Raw genomic sequence first — 17,879 nt, 5'->3', positions numbered from 1 at the left:
AAAATAATTACTAAATAGAATCACTTAGTCCATGTTGTAATCTTACCATATTCTTTAAATCCCACTTTAGTATATAGCTTCAATGCGTTATAATTAGTTGTTTCTACTTGTATATGCACATCTTTTACATTTTTTTTATAACATAAATGTACTAAATATCTTATTAATTTTTCTCCATATCCATTTCCTCTATACCCTTCTAATATCCCTACATTAACTATAGTATATAGTCCTTGTCTAAAAATAACTTGCCCATATCCAATAGCTTTATATCCTCTCATTACAAATACGCAAAAATCATTTATATAATAGTCTTCATCTTCTTCTAAATGTATATCATATGGAACTAAAGGAATTCTATTATTTTCATCAAATACAGAATTTTGAACAAAACATCTTAGCTTTTCATCTTCATTTTCAGTAAAAAACTTAAAGTTATCTATATCATATTGATAAAATTTACAATTAGAAGCTTCAAGTTTCATTAATAAAGTTATTCTCACCGGTTTAAATCCTAGCTTTCTCATTATTTGATAAGTTAATTTATTATCTAATGAATCAAATACTAAGGATTTATTAGATAATAGTAATGATAACTCTTTTTTTACCTTATCTATATATTCATCTTGTATATAAAGAGCTAGAATTTTGTAAATTTGTTCTAATGGATATTCTAACCACAAATATCCAATATATTTATTATTAATTTTGAATAACTTTACTTGTTTTCTTTTTATATACTGTGAAATAAAGGACTTTGTATTATAGATTTCAAAAAAATCTTTATTATATATACATTTGCATTTACTTTCACTATATAATCTTTTAAAATATTTTATATTAATTAATGATAGTTTTTCTATTATAATCATAAAATTTTCCTCACTTCTATAATAAATAAAGTATATTATTTTTAATAATTTTAGTCAATTTTAGTTAATTACTAATTTTTCTTGAAATCTCTAAATTATATTTGTCATATGAATACAATACAGTCTTAAACATATTTATAAATACATCATCAATTTATAAGTTGTGATAATTGAGTAATTTGCAGTTAAGCATAAAAAAAGAACCCTCATATAATTTATATTTAGGTTCTTGTCATTTAATACATAATTAAATATCTTTTATACTTAAACTCACTCTTTTCTTTTCTTCATCTACCCCTAAAATCTTAGCTTTAACTTCATCACCTATTGCTAAAACTTCCGAGGGATGTTCTATTCTGTTATATGAAATCTTTGAAATGTGAACTAAACCATCTACACCAGGCTCTAATTCCACAAATGCACCAAAATCATTAAGTCTTACAACTTTTCCAAGCACTATAGATCCTTCTGGATATTTTTCTTTAACATTATCCCAAGGTTTTGAAAGTAATTCTTTTCTGCTTAAAGACAACTTTTTATTTTCTTTGTCAATACCAATAATTTTAACATCTATGATTTGACCTTTCTTTAATACATCTTCTATATTTTTAACATGATTCCATGATATTTGTGACAAATGCAATAGACCATCTATTCCATTAATTTCTGCAAATGCTCCAAACGCCGTGAATCTTTTTACTTCTGCTTTAACTATATCTCCAATATTTAATACTTCCCAGGCCTTTGCTTCTTCTTCATTTCTAACTACTTCTAATAATACTCTTCTTGATGCAATTATCTTTATAGGATCTTTAATAGAGTAATCTATTAATTTAACCTCTAACGTTTGATTAACGAACATATCTTTATTTTTAGTAAACTTAGTATCAATTTGTGAAGCTGGAATAAAAATTCTTACTCCATTATAATATGCAACTAACCCTTTTTCTCTAGCTTCTTTAATTGTTACATTAAAAGTTTTTCCCTCATTAAATAATACTTCAAGTTCTTTAAGAGTTTCTTCTCTTTCGTATTCTAATCGTGATAAAACAACATATCCATCTGGATTTTGTAGTTTTATAACCTTAGCTTTAATTTTATCTCCAATATTAAAGCTTTCCGCTAAGCTTGTAGGTTCTACTTTTGAAGTTAATTCATTAAATGGGATAACTCCATCTGCTTTATATCCTACTAATGAAACTACAATAGCATCTCTATTTTTTGAAAGTATTTCGCCATCAACTTTATCACCAATTGAAAACCTTTTATCAAGTTTATTCATTAATGATAATTGATCATCATAATTAATATTTTCTTCGTTATTCATAATTCCAATTACCTCCTTAATAATCCAATCTGGTGTAGATGCACCAGCTGTAATTCCTATTTTTTTTATATTACTTTTAATAAATTCACTAGGCAACTCATTTATATTTTCTATGTGTATTGTATTTTCACAATTACTTTTTGCAATTTGATATAATTTAGTAGTATTAGAGCTATTTTTCCCTCCAATAACTATCATAGAATCTACTTCTCTTGATATTTTATATGTGCTTCTTTGTCTAACCTCTGTAGCTGCACATATTGTGTTAAATGCTAAAATTTCTTTAACTTTTGTAGAAAGATTTTTAAGCATATTTTCCCAATTATGAACTTTTTCAGTTGTTTGAGATACCACGCAAACCTTTGATGGTAAATCACATGCAAAGTTACCATCCTTTGAAATTATGGCTTTGTTATCACACCAGCCATTTATTCCTATTACTTCTGGATGATTAGCATCTCCCAGTATCACTATATCATATCCTAGCTTTGAATATTTTTTAACTTTTTTTTGAATAATAGTTACAAATGGACAAGTTGCATTTATAACCTTTAATCCAATTTTTTCAAGTGATTTTAATACTCCTTCAGGTACTCCATGAGATCGTATAACAATGATGTCATTTTTATTTAGATTATTTATATCTTCCAATTCAATAGGATATATTTTGTTTTCTTTTAAAAAGTCTACTACATCATTATTATGTATTAATGGTCCTAATGTATAAATTTTTTTCCCCTCTTGTTTTTGTATTTTTATAGCTTCATCTACAGCTCTTTTCACGCCAAAACAAAACCCAGAGTTTTTAGCTAAAACTATTTCCCTCATTAGTATACTCTCCTTAGCTCCTATATGTTTATAGTTTTTGTCTTATATAAGAATTAATTTTTTCCGTAACCTCTGATATATTTAAGCCTGTAGTATCAATTTCAATAGCATCATGTGCTTTTCTTAATGGATCTATATCTCTATGAGTATCTTTATAATCTCTACTTTTAATATCTTTTAATATTTCATCATATGAACATTCTATGTTTCTATCCTTTAATTCTTTATATCTCCTATTTGCTCTTTCTTCTGGTGTTGCTGTTAAAAAGAATTTAAAGCTTGCATTTTTTAAGACAACAGTTCCTATATCTCTACCATCCATTATTACATCAAATTTATTGGACATATCCCTTTGAAGCTTTACAAGTTTTGATCTTACCTCTGCTATTGATGCATAAGAAGATACGATACTGCTTATTTCAGGAAGAGTTATTTCATCTTGGATATTTTCATTATTTAAAATCAAATCATCATTTTCAAAATGCATTTCCATACTACTTATTAAGTCACATATTTTATCAATATCTTTGGGAGATAAATTATTCTCCTTAGATTTTAATGCTACTGCTCTATACATGGCTCCTGTATTTATATACATAAGGTTAAATTCCTTACCTACTAATTTAGCTATTGTACTTTTACCTGCTCCTGCTGGTCCATCTATTGCTACTGATATTCTCAAAATTTCTTCCTCATTTCTAAAAACCTTTAATATAATTATATGATTTTTTACTAGTTCAAACAAGATAATATTTAAGAATGCTTAAATATTGCTACCTGCTATGTATCCAGTTGATAATGCAATTTGAACGTTATACCCTCCAGTAAAGGCATCGACATCTATAACTTCTCCTGCAAAAGAAAGATTATTAATAATTTTTGATTTCATCGTAGAAGGATCAATTTCTTTTGTGCTTACTCCACCAGCTGTTACAATCGCTTCTGCAAGTGGTCTTAATCCCTTAATCTCTAATTTCATTCCTTTGATAATATCAACTAGTTTTCTTCTCTCTTCTTTAGTAATTTCATTTACCTTTTTCTCTTCTGGAATCTCAGATAAAGAAATAATAAATGGAATTAATTTTTTAGGTAACAAATCATCTAATGCGTTTTTAAAATCTTTATTTAAATATTTTTTAAAATCTTTTTGTATTCTTTTATCTAGTTCTCCAATATTTAATGCTGGCTTTAAGTCTATATAAATTGTATAAGATTTACCGTCTTTTACAAATCTACTTCCACTTAAGATAAGAGGTCCTGATAATCCAAAATGAGTAAATAACATTTCTCCAAAGTTATTATATACCATTTTATCATTATCCTTTATAGTTACTTCCACATTTTTCAAAGATAATCCCATAAGATCTTTAGTAGCACTATCCTTAATTTCTATTGGTACTAATGATGGCGTAAGTTTAACTATCTTATGTCCAAGTTTCTTAGCAAAATTTTGTCCTTCCCCTCTTGAACCAGTTAAAGGATATGAAGCTCCTCCACTTGCAATAATAAAGTAATCTCCTTTTAAAATTTCTTCATTGTTTATTTCGACATGAGTTATTTGGCCATTTTCAACGCCTATATTCGTCACTTTTGAATTAAGTCTAATTTTAACATTAGCCCTGCTAAGTGCATTAGATAGTCCTCTAATTATATCTGAAGATTTATCTGATTCAGGGAACACTCTATCCCCTCTTTCAACCTTCAATTTAATTCCTTCATTTTCAAATAATTTTATAGTATCTTCATTCGTAAAAGTATATAAGGAACTATATAAAAAATGAGGATTTCCAGGTATATAATCAAAAAAGTCAGATATGTCCTTTGCATTAGTGACATTACATCTACCCTTTCCTGTTATAAAAAGCTTTTTACCAATCCTCTCATTACCATCTAATAATATTACTTCATGTTCTTTTCCAGCTGTTATTGCAGCCATCATACCCGCAGGTCCTGCTCCAATAACAATAACTTTACTCATTAAAAAAATCAGCTCCAGTTCTTTTGATATTTTTCATCAAAGTCAATTATACAGCATATGTATGACTTATTATATAACTAATTTAATTTTAAAAATTACCTTGAATTATTTTATGTAGGCAAATTTCCTAACAAAAAATATAATACAAATATTCAAGAGACTACTTTTTTATAAATTTTCTTCTAACAAATCTATAAATAGCTGAACAGCCTATAAAACTAAAACAAACAATTATGTTTACGTTAGAAGAAACTTTCAACTTATTCATAAAAACAAAGATGTACATCATAGCTAAAACACCATAAATTAATCTGAATATAATATCTATTTTATCGTATTGCATTTTCATAAAATCACTCCATCACTAATATAATTAGAATCGTCACTTTAATAAAAATTAATTGAATATTTCTTATTGCAGCATATATAATCAAATTTGGAAACTCACTTAATAATAACCCCAAGTATCTTAGCTAATTCCATAGCTTGCATTGGTGATACTATTGAACCTCTCAGCTCTTTTCCTGTTAATATAATTGAAGAAATATCACTATCTGTAAAATCTATTCCTTTAAGAATTGTATTTGTAAAATTTCCTTGAACTAAATTACAGTTCTTAAAAGATATTTTATTAAAATTACATTCTAAAAAACTTACATTGTCCATATTGCAATCTTTAAAATTTATTAACTTCATCTTTGAATATGAAAAGTAAGAATACTTTCCTAAACATTCTAAAAAAAATACATTTTGAAAACTACATTCACTAAAATTACTTCCTGTAAGCTTACAATTTTTAAATTCTACTCTATGTATACTACCTTCTAAAAAATCAATATTTGATAAATCACAATTTTCAAATACAACATCTAATAAATCTATCTTTCTAAAAGAGCACTCGTAAAATACAACATTTATAAAATGAGAACCGTTTATTTCTACCTTTTCTTCATTTATATAATCTACTGTACAATCTTTAATTAAACTATTTGAAAGATACTTTTCATTACCTAATGAATAGTTAATATCCTTATCTTCTTCTAAAAAATTTAATAGTTTAGGTTTTAATAACTTATTTAAATCCGACATATTTATGCTCCTCTATTTTTCCTAATAAATTTTAACTTTATTATAATGTCTTATTTTTTGGCTATGTTTTATATTCATAATATTTATTTTACCATAACTTTGAACAAATATATAAAATGATCTACAATATAAAATTGATTTTTAAAAAATATTATTAATATCTTATTAACTTATACTCTCATTATTTTTTACATCATAAAAAATAAAGCGTTAATCCATCAACGATTAGCGCTTTATTCATTTAATAAATATAAGTTTATACTTTTTTGAACATTGATTACTTAACTACATTATAACATCACTTTCTAATGCTTTAATAAAATTACTATTAGCATTGCTAATACAATAGGCAACCTGTTCCCCTTCATCCCCTATCTTCTTAACCTTTTCTACTATACCCTCTTCTAAATTATTTATTTTTAATATTATTTGGTCCAATAATTCTTTTGATTTACTTTCTTCTGCTTTTACAAAATCATTCCAGAACATGAATGGTGTGATTAGACTACTTAACAGATAATAAGCTAGTGTAAATTCTTTTTTTAGTTTATAGTGTTTTGTATATCCTAATGTTAGTACAGTATCTCCAACGATTTTTAAAATAATCTGTTCTAATTTTATTCCACATAAAAACAGTTCTATAATTTCAATCATTCCATTTATAGTAAAACTTTTATATGGTTCTGGAGTATCAGATATTAAAGATGTTGAAAAGTTATATATTATATTCGAAAAAATACATTGTTTCGTTTGTGGTCTTAAATTACCATTACCATCAAGCATTATACTAGCCTTATGATAATATAGAGGATTACTTTGAAATTTTGTGTCTATATATATTTTTTCTTCATCAAGTGAATTAAGCAAGCAATTAACATAATCATATTTTGCACTAATAGATATAATTTTTTTATTATTTTTAGTTATAAATTTCTCATATTTATCAGTAAACTCATTAGAAAAGCCTTGTCCATCAAAAGAAACACATTTATTAACTTTATCACATAAAAGTGCTACATATTTAGCTTTATTTCCACCTTTAGAATGCCCTGTTACAGTAATATTGTGATAAGTAAGACTATTTACATAGTCTAGAGCAATTATTTGATCAGGCGTATCAATTTTATAAGCACCTTGTCCATTGTCACCCCACTCTTCTTTAGTTTTAGTTCCTCTAAAAACTACAGTTGCGTTATTACTATGATTATCAACAAAACAAGCTGTTCTTATTCCACTATTATCACTTTTGATATTCTCTATTTTTAAACTTGTTAAATTAGAATTATCTTTAATTTGCCTTAATACATTTATCCATTCATCTCTTTTTACAGTTTCAACACATTCACCATTCGTCACAATAGCTGCATTTAGTTTTCCTCTATATAACATATCATGCACAATTTTGCCAACATTTTTATTTTTAAATTTATCCCATTTAAGATATATAAAATTTGATAATAATAACAACTCACTATTATTTAAGTCAGACATTATTCTCCTCCATAATTAAAATACTGTACTAATTTATATATATATGTTCTATTTAATATTTTAATTCTTTTTAAGATAACTCTATATAAACTATTATCTAGATTTGTTAATTTAACAATTCTAATATATAAGTTCTAATTAAGATGCTACAGTTAGTTTATCATACAGTAATAAAATATATTTAATAAGACATATATAAATTAAGTTTTTTATGTTTATAAGAATAAGAATGCACCACAAAATCTACGACTCAGACTTTGTGGTGCACTTTTTAATTGTTAATTGTAATTATTATTTTTCATTATATACTTTATAAGCTAACTTAATTAGACTTCTATATAAAATATAAGTTCCAACAAGCACTATAGCCATAGAAATACTAAATACTATTATATAATTTTTCAATATTACAGCTGCAAGTACAAGTATAACACCTAATAAAAATATAATAAGCATAATAAGTAAGGGCATATAGTTATTTTTAAACATCGCTTTTTCATTTTCCCAATCTAGTTTTGGAGATTTGAAATCTATATATATTCCAAACAAAGTTATTAACTCTATTGCTCCAACTGATGATATTGTTCCTAATATAAATAATAGTGGGTTTGCTCCTACTAATATTAATACTAAAGCAATTATTGCTGATCCAAATTCATTTATACATAATGACGATAAAATTTTTGAATGTAATTGGGTTTTATAATCAACAGGAATATACTTTGATACTAGAAAATCTTTACCTTCTCTTGAAAGGCAGGTTACACCTGCTCCTCCTGTAATTATACATATGGTTCCACCTATAAAAGCAATAACTATAGCAATTGCATACCAATCTGTACCATTCTTCAACAAACTTCTAAACTCTGATAGTTGTCCCCCTGATAGCATAGCCATTCCCATTATTGCTGGCATATAAAATATCATTGCTACACAATTAATGAAGAATTGAGGTGTTCTAAGTACAACCTTAATATCCCTCTTAATTAACGCTTTTATTGGTGAGCTTGTCTTTATTAATTTGTTAGCTTTTCCATTCTCTAAGATATTTTCCCTCTTACTATAAGACTCTGAAATTCCTATTATACCTTTTAGATATAATTTTCCTCCAACGTTATAATATATAATAAAAAGTATTATACTTAAAAGCACAGATATTAATATGTATAATAAACCTTTAAATTCATTATTATATAAAAGTCCATATGATGAAAATTTATTTGTTATAAACACACTAGTCATCATATCCATCATATTATTGTTGCCTTCTGCAAACTTGTGAAGAACTTGTTCTGAAGTCATGTTTCTGCCTGAACCTCGAGTAAAAGAGTTAAATGCAACAATTAGTATTAGTGATAAACATCCAGTAAACATTCTAAATGCATCTTTATGTTTAGACAAACTCGTAAATCTCATAAGTGCAATACATATAAGCGAAGCTAATACCATTGGAAGTATAGGCGTTATTATAAGCACAATTATTGCATACAAGTAATATATCAAACTTGCTTTTGATGTAATACCATAGACTATAAGTGGTAACACGAGCATTCCAGTATATATGTACATATTAAGTAATACCGCTGTAAATTTACCAAATATTATTTCACTACTTTTAAAGGGAAGTGGTAGTATTTCTTCTATATCATTAGAAAAATAAAAAACATTCATTACTGTATATATACCAAATAAAAAAGTAACTGATGATCCCACTGATAATACAATAGCTAATAGTAACCCTTCTTGACCTACAGAGTAAAATGCTTCATATCCTTCACCTACCATAAAAGTAAAAGGAAGAGAAAAAATACCAATTAAAAAAATCATTAATGCTACTATAAAACCAGGTGCAATTTTACTACTTGCAAACATCTCATTTAGGGCATCTTTTATAAAATACTTTGTTATTAACTTAAGTCTATTCATTGCCAGTCATCTCCAAGAACATTTCTTCTAAAGATTCATTTGCTTTAAATTCATTTCTCATATTATCTAAGGTTCCATTAAATATTAATTGCCCTTTATTAATTATAGCTACCTTATCACATACCTTTTCTGCAACTTCCAATACATGAGTAGAGAAAAGTACAGTATTACCTGCATCTGCATGTTCTCTCATCATTTCTTTTAATATAAATGATGATTTGGGATCTAATCCAGTCATTGGTTCATCTAAAATCCATACCTTTGGTCTATGAATTATAACTCCCATCAAAACAATCTTTTGTCTCATACCATGTGAGTATGTTTGTATCTTATCACCTATAACAGAACTCATTTCAAATCTTTGTGACATTTCATTTATTCTGGTTAACCTGTCTTCTATTGAAACTCCATAAACATCTGCCATAAAATTTAAATATTCTATTCCCTTTAATCTTAAAAACATATCTGGACTATCTGGAACATAACCAAATTGTTCTTTAGCCTTAACTGGTTCTTTATTAATATTAATGCCATTAATTTCTATGTTCCCCATAGTTGGCGCTATTATACCAGTTATCATTTTAATAGTTGTTGTTTTACCTGCACCATTAGGTCCTAATAACCCAAATATCTCTCCATCTTTTATTTCTAAGTTCAAATCATCTACTGCTTTATAATTACCATTGTAACTTTTTGTTATATTGTCTATATTTATCATAAATTTATTCCTCCTTAAAAACTAGTATACTACATTTTAATTGTATAAAAGCTTAAATGAATCTTAAATTTATTAATAAATCATAGTAAATGATTACAATTTATCTAGTAAGCTTTTTAGCATTTCCGCTGTAATTCCCCAAATAACATAATCTTTATATTTATAAAATAAGGATCTATATTTACCTTCTCTAAACTTGTAACTTTCTCCATTAACAATTAAATTATATGGAAAATCTTCTGCTCTTTTAACTACTAATTTTCCAATTGACTCTACTGGTTCATAAGTTAATAAATACTGAAGAGGAACATAAAATACATGATCTACTTCACTTTCATTTATCTTTATTGTTTCAATGTCATTTACAATTCCTAAAAAAGGATGTATTATCGTGCTATCATGCCTAATAACAATATCTAATTCTTTTATAATATCAATGTTTTTCAATCCTAATTCTTCAAATGCTTCTCTTAATGCAGTTTCCTTTGGAATTTCATCTCCATCTATCTTTCCACCTGGAAAACATATGTCTCCCGGCTGACTTATTAGTTTCTTTGCTCTTACTTCAAATAATACATATACTTCATCCTCAATTTCTACTAATGGTATAATTACAGAAGCTCTTTTCATTCTTTCCCACCCATTAATATATGGAGTTATTTTTTCAATCTTATCTTTAATTTTCTCTATATTCATATCTTATTGTCTCTCTTTACTTAAATTTAGCTAAATATTATTAGAATTTATATATTTAGTCTATTTATTAATTACAAAGTATTTTGGAATTATTGTTTTAAATAGGATATTTATAATTAATATATTTCAATAAAATATTATTAAATTTATTATAATAATATTTTTTTATAATAACAAAATTCAAGGTAAATTAAACTCCAAAGTCCAACTTACCTCTAAAATAATTACTATTTTAATGTATCAAAATATTTTCCATAACTATTTTAAAATTCAAAGTTGTTTTTATAATCCTATTTATTGCCCAAACATTAATCCTCTAAAACCATTATATCATTTGTATAAATAGTATTCCATGCACCTTAACTATTTAAATAATAGGTTTAAATAAAATACTACTAGGCAATTAAAATTAGATTTTTTTATGTTTATTATTATTTATACTTTTTAAATTCCTTTTGGAGATATGAAGAAATTTGATTTAACGCTTTATCTGCCTTTCCTGTTATTTTATCCATTGTAATAAATCCATGAGTAACACCATCATATCTTATAACATCTACTTGAATACCAGCTTCCTTTAATTTCTCAGCATAAGCTTCATCTTCACTTCGAAGAGGATCAATTTCTGCTGTTATCACAAGTGTATCAGGTAATTCTTTAAAATCTTTAGCTAAAAGTGGAGATGCATAGGGATTTTTTCTATCTTCTTTTCTTGGTACATATAATGAAATGTATTTTTCCATGTCTTCCGTTGAAATATTAAAATCGTTAGAAAAGTAAGACCAAGATTTACTATTTAGTTCAGATATATTTGTGGATGGATATATTAATACTTGACAATCTATGTGAAGATCATTTTTATCTCGTGCCATTAAGGCAACAGCAGCAGAAAGATTTCCTCCAGAACTGTCTCCTGAAATAGCTATATGTTTTTTATCTCCATTTATACTTTCTGCATTTTCATAAGTCCATTTGAGTATATTATATACATTATTAAGTCCAGCAGGGAAAGGATTTTCTGGAGCAAGGCAATAATCCACAGATATTACAATTGCTTTTGTATTCTGCGAAAGTTTCCTACAAACATTGTCATGAGTATCAAGGCTTCCTCCAATCCAGCTGCCACCATGTGAATAAATAATTATAGGTAACTTCTCACTATCTTCTGGTGTATATATTCGTACTGGTATTTTTTCAGAGCTTACTTCTATTGTAATATTTTTAATATTCGAAAATGGTATAGGTTTTTTTGACCATTTAGTAGATTGCTTATTTAAATGTTCTCTAACTTCTTCAATTGATTTACCCTGAATTGATTTAGGATTAAACATTTTCTCCAATTGCAAGTTTACTGCAATATATGTATTAATCTTACCATCACTTGTTTCAGTTAAGTTTTTTATAATAAAAAAAGCAGTTATAATAACTATAAATAGAACAACTCCTATCATCTTAATGTTCCTTTTCATATTATTTACCTCCAATAATGTTTCAATATAAAATTATTAAGTAGTACACTTATAAATAATTTCTCCTATATAAATAATTTAATACACAGTCATATATTACTTATTTCTCTTTGATTTTATATTTATTAAAATAATAGAACCATCTAATTTATGTATTACTGAGGTTTATATCTGTACAATATTACCAACGAATATAATTTTGATTCCAATTTAATTTCCAAACATTTAAAATTACAACTGTGACCTGCTCCTAATTCTATTTTCAAAGTATAAGGAGAGGTTTTTCAACCTCTCCCATTTGTTCTACTTGTTTACTTTTTTGAGTAAATTATTATACTCATTCAAAGCTTTATCAAGTTCTTGACTTACAATAATGACTTCCGGATCTAATAAGTTTGATTTTTCATTAATTAAATCCTGTAATAATTGTCTCATTTCGCAAATCTTTTTATTTACCGCTTCAATTTTTTCCATAATATCCCTCCTTTTGCTATTTAATTATAGCTAGTAAAGGAGTTATTATCTTTAATTGTAATTTCATATAATTTGTTATATAAAAAAGACACCTATATTTCTATAAGTGTCTTTTTGTTAAAAGATATTTTGAAAATTTATGAGGCATTATATGAGTAATCACTTTACAATTCAAACTACATTGATTTATAAAAAACCGTAATTAAGTTTTTGTGAGTGACTTTGCTATCCCCATTACTAAACACTAATAGTGTATAGATAACTTATACTCAAAAAGCATCTTATTCTTTTTTAAAATCTTCTTTCATATTTTTCTTTAATTTTTTTATATTATTTTTAGTGATTTTAGCTGAATAGACTTTTAATTTAAGTGCTTTTGATACTTCTATTTTAAAATTTTTATTTCTTATACACTCTTTAAGATCTTTTATAGTGTCACACTCAGCTTCAAAACATGTTCTTACAGTTCCAAGCTGTATTGGGTAGTGGGTATCACTACCTGTTACATACGGAATATTAAGGATTTTAGATAAATTAGATACCTCTTCTTCAACAATTTCTAATCCTCTTTTATATATATCTTTTGTATTTAAATCTAATGCATCTAGTCTTGCTAATAAATTTAATGGTTGTAAATATAATTTATGTTTTGGTCTATAAGGATGACTTCCAATCATTAAGCACTCATACTTCTCTCCAATATCTAATAATTCTTCAAAAGCAATAAAATTAGATCTTTTTATATGAAATTCAAGTCTCTCTCTAATTTTTAATATAGAATCTCTATTTCCACATACAATTATATGTCCACCATTTTTTATATCAACTTCCATGCCGACAAATACTGAAAATCCATTTACTAAATATCTATCTCCTTGATATTTATAATTATTTCTTAAGTACGAATAAATAGACATTAAATCTACTGCATTAAAATGTTCACATAAAACAAATGCATTTAGTCCACTTTCCTTTGCATATTCTATTCCTTGTAAAAATAATTCAGAGTCAAATTCAAGCTTTTTACTTAATATACTGTGCACGTGAAAATCTATATTCATATTTCACCTCTCTTGGCGTTAAATATTACTTAAATACTTCTTACTATTATATTAATAACTTATACTTAAATTTGTGATATTAATTTCTCTTATTGAATTAACAGTAATGTCTGCTTTTGATAAATCTTGATTTCCTGAATTTATATTATTAAAACCTATACAGCTCATACCTGCATTTTTAGCTGCTATAACACCATTTCTAGAATCTTCAACTACTATACACTCTTTTACATCTAATTTTAATTTCTTGGCCACTTCAATATAAATATCTGGTGCTGGTTTTCCTTGTTCAACTTCATCTCCAGTTACTATAACATTAAAATAGTCTATTATTCCAAATTTCAACAAAACAGTTTCTACAAACCCTCTAGGTGATGAAGATCCAATTGCAATAGGAATTCTATTATTATTAAGTTCTAATAATAATTCTCTTATTCCATCTATTGGTTCTATATTTTCTTCATTTATAAACTTAATTTTTTTATCCATTTGATATGCAATAATCTCATCTATTGACTCTTTTATATTATATTCTTTTTTTAATTGCTTACAAATATCTGGATTAGTCATACCTGCATATTTTTCTAAGTTACTCCTTATAATATTGCATCCAAAATGCTGCATAGTTTTTAGATCAATATCAAAATGCATTGGTTCACTATCAATAATAACTCCATCCATGTCAAATATTACTGCTTTCATAAAATAATCCCCCTCTTTTTCCCTCATTAACCATATTTTTTATATTACTATTATAATATAACTTTACACTATCTGCACATTATGTGCCAATTAAATACAGTCTAATTTAAAATTTAAATATCTTATCTATATTGTTCTAATTAATATAATTCATTATTTATATGGTCAATCTCTAAAGAAATACCAGCCATACTAAATAAATTCAAATTAACAGTAATTTTTAGAATATATAATAAATGATTATTTGTCTGATTTTTTATAATATGTTGTTATTGCAAAAAAGCTATACCTTATATAGACTTATATGGTATAGCTTTTAGCTGACAATATAAAAATTAATTTTTATAAATATCCTCAATTTTTTCTTATTGAATTATATTTAATACATTCAAATTTATTTTTAGTTTTTATGTATTAAAACTAAATAAGATTATTATTTTTTAAAAACTCTATTGCAACTTGCTTTGGATCTTTTTTTAATTCATCTACTTGATAATTAAGTTCACTCATAATATTATTACTAAGTACTTCTCCTAATTGTTCAACAATAGGAACTATTTCAGGATACTTTTCTAATGTTTCCGAACGAATAAGTGGAATTGCATAATATGGTGGGAAAAACTCCTTGTCATCTTCTAAAATTGTTAGGTCAAACTTCTTTAATAGTCCATCTGTTGAAAATGCATCTATAACATCACTTTCATTATTAATTAAAGCAGTATAACGTGGACTCCCATCAATACCAATAACTTTTTTAAAATTAAAATCATACATTTTTGTTAATCCAATAATACCATCTTCTCTGTTAAGAAATTCTAATGTTGTGGTTGTAACAAGCTTGTCAGCAACTGCTTTAATGTCACTAATTGATTTCAAATCATATTTATCTGCTGTTTCTTTTTTTACAGCTAAAGCATAAGTATTATTAAATCCCATCTGTTTAAGTACTTCGATATTAAATTGTTGTTTAAACTCGGTTTTAACAGTATTATATACTTTCTCAACATTTGTGATAGGTGGATTTTTTAATATATCTCCGTAGCAAGTTCCACTATAGTCTACATACATATCAATTTCACCAGTTTTTAATGCAGAAAAACAAACTTGTGTACTACCAAGTGATGGATTACGTTTTACAGAAATATCAGTCTTTGCTTCTATTAATTCAGAAAGCAATTGACATAAAATCTCTTGTTCTGTATAGTCCTTACTAGCAATTGATATAGTCCTATCATTTGTATTTGTATTTATATTAGATATTCCAATTATAGTTAAAAGTACTGCTAATATACAAGCAGTACTTGCAAGAATAACTTTTTTGCTTTTGCATTTCTTATGTTTTAATGAACCTTTTTGTCTATAAGACTTTTGCAAACTAACTGGAGTAACTAATTTTTCTACTATTCCAATTCCAAAATCAACTAACAGTGCTAAAAAGCATGCAGGTATAGCTCCAGCTAAAATTTGATAATTATTAACTGTTCTTATTCCTGAGAATACTAAATAGCCTAAACCACCACCACCAATAAATGCAGCCATTGTCATTAATCCCACTGCTGTTACAGAAGATATTCTAACCCCAGCCATAATAACTGGTAATGCAAGTGGTATTTGAACCTTTGCAAGAATTTGAAATTTTGTTAGTCCAATTCCTCTTGCAGCTTCTAAAGTTTGATGATTAATACTTTCAATCCCAATATAGGTATTTTTTATAATCGGTAATAATGAATATAGCACTACCATCACAACAGCAGGAGTTTGTCCTATTCCTAAAAAAGGAATTGCAAAACCTAGTAATGCCATGCTGGGAATTGCCTGAATTATATTAGCTAATCCTAAAACTGGTTTGTTAAGTTTTTTAATATAGCTTATTAATATACCCACTGGAACCCCAATTGTAATTGCAATTATAACAGCTAAAGCAGTTAATTTTATATGTTCGATTAATAATGATAAAACTTGTCCCTTTATTTGCATTAAATAATCTAAAAATTCCATCTAATTAATCCACCTCCTCAGTATCTAAAAATTGTTGACTAAGCGTTGTAACCAAACTACTCTTTGTAATTAATCCTTTAAGCAGGCCTTCTTTATTAAGAACAGGAACTTTAGATATCTTATTTTTCTTAACAAGCTCAAGGACACCAATTATACTATCCTCTGGATCTGCTTTTATATAGTTAACGTTCATAACAGTTTGTACAGATACATTTTTATCTGTTTTATTTTGGATATGCTTTGCACTAACAATTCCCAAAAGGTGATTGTACTTATTAACAACCATTAAACTATCAACTTTTGAAGCATTCATTTTTTTAATACACTTTAACAATGAAATATTAGGATAACAAATAATTGGATTTTCAATCATAATATCTTTTGCCTTTATAAATTCAGGTGAATCCCATATTCGATTCTTTCCAATAAATTCACTTACAAAGTCATTACATGGATTTTTTAGGATGTTTTCTGGAGTATCATATTGAACAATTTCTCCATCATTCATTATACAAATTTTATCTGCAATTTTTATTGCTTCATCCATGTCATGTGTTACAAAAACAATAGTCTTTTTTAGTTGTGCTTGTAAATCAATTAATTCATCTTGAAGTTGCATACGTGTTATTGGATCAAGTGCACTAAAGGGTTCATCCATTAAAATTATTTCAGGACTTGTAGCAAATGCTCTTGCTACACCAATTCTTTGTTGTTGTCCTCCACTTAATTCAACTGGATAACGATCTAAATACTCTTCTGCATCTAGTCCTACCATCTCCATAACTTCATAGGTTCTATCTTTAATAAATTCCTCATTATGCTTTTCTACACGAAGAATTATTTCAATATTTTCTTTAACAGTCATATGTGGAAACAATCCTGTTTGCTGAATGACGTAACCCATATTACGTCTTAATTTAATAATATCTTTAGAACTAATATCCTTACCATTAATTAAAATATGACCTGAAGAGGGTTTTATAATGCGGTTTATCATTTTTAATGTTGTAGTCTTACCACATCCACTTGCACCGATTATAGCAACCAATTCACCTCTATTAATTTTAAAAGAAATATCTTTCAACACAGTTTTATTATTAAAAAACTTACGTACATTTTTAAATTCTATCAATAAAATCTCTCCTTTCAGTAAGTAACAACTTAATAATATAATAAAGTTGTTACTTTTGTCAATAATAAAGAGGGTGTGATAAAACACAGTTTAGTTTTATCACACCCTCTTTATATGA

Annotated in this window: 16 protein-coding genes; all 16 read right to left on the bottom strand. The window is 26.4% G+C overall.

Annotated features, from left to right (window positions below; genetic code table 11):
• Window positions 1–20 precede the first annotated feature (20 nt).
• The gene (locus BM027_RS00580) at window positions 21–872 is read right to left on the bottom strand and encodes a GNAT family N-acetyltransferase (RefSeq protein WP_090087635.1); all 852 of its coding nucleotides are present in this window, start codon (window positions 870–872) and stop codon (window positions 21–23) included.
• Window positions 873–1,119: 247 nt separating this feature from the next.
• A complete protein-coding gene (locus BM027_RS00575) occupies window positions 1,120–3,027 on the bottom strand; it encodes a bifunctional 4-hydroxy-3-methylbut-2-enyl diphosphate reductase/30S ribosomal protein S1 (RefSeq protein ID WP_090087630.1) in 1,908 nt (635 codons plus the stop codon).
• Window positions 3,028–3,055: 28 nt separating this feature from the next.
• Entirely contained in the window at window positions 3,056–3,709 is a 654-nt protein-coding gene (gene cmk, locus BM027_RS00570) for a (d)CMP kinase (RefSeq protein WP_090087625.1), read from the bottom strand.
• 81 nt (window positions 3,710–3,790) lie between these two features.
• Window positions 3,791–5,005: a BaiN/RdsA family NAD(P)/FAD-dependent oxidoreductase gene (locus BM027_RS00565; RefSeq protein ID WP_090087621.1), complete on the bottom strand. Its 1,215-nt coding sequence runs from the start codon at window positions 5,003–5,005 to the stop codon at window positions 3,791–3,793.
• A 160-nt stretch (window positions 5,006–5,165) separates the two neighbouring features.
• Window positions 5,166–5,354, bottom strand: coding sequence for a hypothetical protein (locus tag BM027_RS00560; RefSeq protein WP_090087618.1), 189 nt, complete (start codon window positions 5,352–5,354; stop codon window positions 5,166–5,168).
• A gap of 95 nt (window positions 5,355–5,449) precedes the next feature.
• Window positions 5,450–6,094, bottom strand: coding sequence for a pentapeptide repeat-containing protein (locus tag BM027_RS00555; RefSeq protein ID WP_090087614.1), 645 nt, complete (start codon window positions 6,092–6,094; stop codon window positions 5,450–5,452).
• 285 nt (window positions 6,095–6,379) lie between these two features.
• Window positions 6,380–7,585, bottom strand: a complete 1,206-nt coding sequence (locus BM027_RS00550; protein ID WP_090087611.1) for an Mbeg1-like protein — start codon at window positions 7,583–7,585, stop codon at window positions 6,380–6,382.
• 291 nt (window positions 7,586–7,876) lie between these two features.
• Window positions 7,877–9,511 carry a putative ABC transporter permease subunit gene (locus tag BM027_RS00545; RefSeq protein ID WP_090087607.1) on the bottom strand — a complete coding sequence of 545 codons (1,635 nt, stop codon included), beginning with the start codon at window positions 9,509–9,511 and terminating at the stop codon, window positions 7,877–7,879.
• Window positions 9,504–10,229, bottom strand: coding sequence for an ABC transporter ATP-binding protein (locus tag BM027_RS00540; RefSeq protein WP_090087603.1), 726 nt, complete (start codon window positions 10,227–10,229; stop codon window positions 9,504–9,506). The genes BM027_RS00545 and BM027_RS00540 overlap by 8 nt, the downstream gene beginning before the upstream one ends.
• Window positions 10,230–10,322: 93 nt before the next feature.
• Window positions 10,323–10,925, bottom strand: a complete 603-nt coding sequence (locus tag BM027_RS00535; RefSeq protein ID WP_090087599.1) for an NUDIX hydrolase — start codon at window positions 10,923–10,925, stop codon at window positions 10,323–10,325.
• 431 nt (window positions 10,926–11,356) lie between these two features.
• Window positions 11,357–12,394 (bottom strand): alpha/beta hydrolase, encoded by a 1,038-nt coding sequence (locus tag BM027_RS00530; protein ID WP_090087596.1) that lies wholly within the window; start codon window positions 12,392–12,394, stop codon window positions 11,357–11,359.
• A gap of 303 nt (window positions 12,395–12,697) precedes the next feature.
• Window positions 12,698–12,868, bottom strand: coding sequence for an aspartyl-phosphate phosphatase Spo0E family protein (locus BM027_RS00525; RefSeq protein ID WP_090087594.1), 171 nt, complete (start codon window positions 12,866–12,868; stop codon window positions 12,698–12,700).
• Window positions 12,869–13,149: 281 nt separating this feature from the next.
• Complete coding sequence (locus tag BM027_RS00520; RefSeq protein WP_090087590.1) at window positions 13,150–13,929, bottom strand: PHP-associated domain-containing protein; 780 nt, start codon at window positions 13,927–13,929, stop codon at window positions 13,150–13,152.
• A gap of 51 nt (window positions 13,930–13,980) precedes the next feature.
• A complete protein-coding gene (locus BM027_RS00515; protein ID WP_090087586.1) occupies window positions 13,981–14,631 on the bottom strand; it encodes an HAD family hydrolase in 651 nt (216 codons plus the stop codon).
• Between the two features lie 420 nt (window positions 14,632–15,051).
• Window positions 15,052–16,629 (bottom strand): ABC transporter permease/substrate-binding protein, encoded by a 1,578-nt coding sequence (locus BM027_RS00510; RefSeq protein ID WP_090087582.1) that lies wholly within the window; start codon window positions 16,627–16,629, stop codon window positions 15,052–15,054.
• Between the two features lie 4 nt (window positions 16,630–16,633).
• The gene (locus tag BM027_RS00505) at window positions 16,634–17,761 is read right to left on the bottom strand and encodes an ABC transporter ATP-binding protein (RefSeq protein ID WP_090087579.1); all 1,128 of its coding nucleotides are present in this window, start codon (window positions 17,759–17,761) and stop codon (window positions 16,634–16,636) included.
• Between the last annotated feature and the right edge of the window lie 118 nt (window positions 17,762–17,879).

It is taken from the genome of Clostridium uliginosum, assembly GCF_900112485.1.
Lineage (GTDB): Bacteria > Bacillota > Clostridia > Clostridiales > Clostridiaceae > Clostridium > Clostridium uliginosum.
The sequence above is the reverse complement of the archived record's forward strand: the minus strand, read 5'-3'. Positions and strand labels throughout refer to the sequence as shown.